Annotated in this window: 3 protein-coding genes; 1 reads left to right on the forward strand and 2 read right to left on the reverse strand. The window is 45.5% G+C overall.

Features of this window, described 5'->3' with window-relative positions:
• Nucleotides 1-119: 119 nt before the first annotated feature.
• Nucleotides 120-353 (reverse strand): hypothetical protein, encoded by a 234-nt coding sequence (locus PCH05_RS26980; RefSeq protein ID WP_127607806.1) that lies wholly within the window; start codon nt 351-353, stop codon nt 120-122.
• Between the two features lie 554 nt (nt 354-907).
• Nucleotides 908-1,336, reverse strand: a complete 429-nt coding sequence (locus tag PCH05_RS26985; protein ID WP_107338594.1) for a cell wall hydrolase — start codon at nt 1,334-1,336, stop codon at nt 908-910.
• Nucleotides 1,337-1,660: 324 nt separating this feature from the next.
• Between PCH05_RS26985 and PCH05_RS26990 the strand changes: the two genes are divergently transcribed.
• Nucleotides 1,661-2,032, forward strand: a 372-nt coding sequence (locus PCH05_RS26990) for a hypothetical protein (protein WP_127607808.1), incomplete at its 3' end; no start/stop codon positions are given.

Raw genomic sequence — 2,032 nt, forward strand, 5'->3', positions numbered from 1 at the left:
TTTTTTCGTTTCTCGCTGCATTGTTCGTAAAACCCAAAGGATAATACGGGGCTCATTGTCACTGTAACGGTCGGTCAAGGTAATCCCTAACCGACCGGTTTTAATTATGAAAAACCCATTCAGATGCTATTTATTTCGGTTCCTATATTCTCCATCACTTCTTTGGTTCTCTCCATCAAACTCGGCTCGGTTGGAACTTTTTTACTTGCCTTGCCATCCAATACTATTGGAGATTTATTACTTGCCGTTTTGATTCGGTGTTTAAATTGTGATTTAAGTTCGCTTTTTTCCATATTTTCTCCTTTCCATTTGCCATTTTCAGAATATGTAACTGATATTATTCCGATATTCATATCCTTTATACATCATCGGAGTCAGTAGACGGTCGGCGCTTCGGTTGGTGAACCATCGATCTTACCCTTTTGGTCCAAAGCATATCAAGGAAATGGCCGAACTGTGGAATGTAAGCGAAGAAGATCTTCCGATCGGATCAGAAACTTCTCATAGGTGATGCCGGACATATCGGCTGGCCTGCCTTTGGACACCCTCTTCCATTCCTCAAAACACTCCTCTGGTATACGGTAAGAAATCAAGATACCAAAATCGGATTTTACGCCTACCGAAGGATCAACTTTGGGACATCATCGGATTCGTGTAAATGTTCAAAAAGACGCCGATTCTCCCTGCTCCATCAACTCAGTAATTTCCTCAATGCCTTGGAGAAGTACAATGAGTTGTGTTGGCTGGTCAATAAAGAACTGATTGGCCGGTTGGTACTGGCATTGGCATACACGAACCAAAACTGGAAGATCCCCATACCTGCAAAGTATTACTCCAAACGGTTATGCAGAGATTTGCGCTTAATACATATAAGACGCTGACCGGATTAGGCCTGCGTCTTATATGTTTAAAAAGTATTGTAAATATTTTCGCATTCTACACCTGTCGGTTCGTAAAAGCAGTGGCTTTTGTATCTTCCGACAAAAGGCTGATTGTACCATGTCGAAGGGCAATTTGCGGGGGGTTTGAAATACCACAAAGAGAATTTAGCAGGCCATGGTCGCTCACCGTTAATTGACTTTCGTGCAAGGCGTCTATCTTTGTCCCTTGCCTTTTGATAAAAGTAAGCGTGTATGGTTGCTTCAAACGCATGCGGCTGAAATACCATTTGCGGAATCGTACGAATGCCTTTAAAATCGGAGCAGTTTGCCCGAATCCGATTAATTCCTACAGCCCCGACGAGCAGCATTCCTTGTTCGCCTTCCCCTTCCGCTTCGGCTCGAAGCAATCTTGCCAACAGATCTATATCACTTGCCCTGGCTTTGACAACGGCCATTGTATCACCTCATTTTAGTATCGGTTCACATTGCAAAGTGGGTGCTGATTTATATCGGTGTTGAATGGGTCGGATATCGCCTCGGTTATATTACCTACTCCCGCGGCTGGAATTGCTGGTGGTCGCTTTTTTTTTGACGTACACATGTTTCTCATGCTTCGTTTTCATCATACAAAGCCGGTTTGGAGCATCCCGGTGACGGTATTGTCGATCTTCTTTTACTTGAACATGTTCGGTTATCTGTAAAGGAATCCAAGCCCCGTGACGGGCATTTTTACCGTGGACGCATATAATGGCGTAACCGAATAAGAGGAGTGATGAGTCGTGGCCGATGCCTCGCAATCCATATCAAAGGTATTACCCCCCTTTTCCATTTGGGGAGTTTATGCATCCGTCGCCGGCAGGCCGGTTGTATGGGGCAAGCTTGTGATGCGCGTTTTGCCGGACCAACGAGTTCAAGGCACTATCCAATTTCGCGGAACGCCGATTCCGATTGAAGGAAGCTGGAATGAAAGCGCGCAGCAGATCGTGTTTCATTCCCCCTACGCTGCCTATTCCGGTCATTTAACCATCTATGACGATGTCCAGATTCAACTTCGGCATTTGGTCCTCACCGGACGCCTTCGAATGCTCCCCCCCCCCTCTTTACAGGCGGGCGAATATGGAACCTGGGTAGCGACAACTGATATCAACTTG

This window comes from Paenibacillus chibensis (assembly GCF_004001045.1).
In the GTDB taxonomy this organism is placed as follows: domain Bacteria; phylum Bacillota; class Bacilli; order Paenibacillales; family Paenibacillaceae; genus Paenibacillus_AQ; species Paenibacillus_AQ chibensis.

Coding starts and splice junctions, on each gene's coding strand:
- PCH05_RS26980 (WP_127607806.1), bottom strand. CDS start 353: ATGAATATCGGAATAATATCAGTTACATATTCTGAAAATGGCAAATGG.
- PCH05_RS26985 (WP_107338594.1), bottom strand. CDS start 1,336: ATGGCCGTTGTCAAAGCCAGGGCAAGTGATATAGATCTGTTGGCAAGA.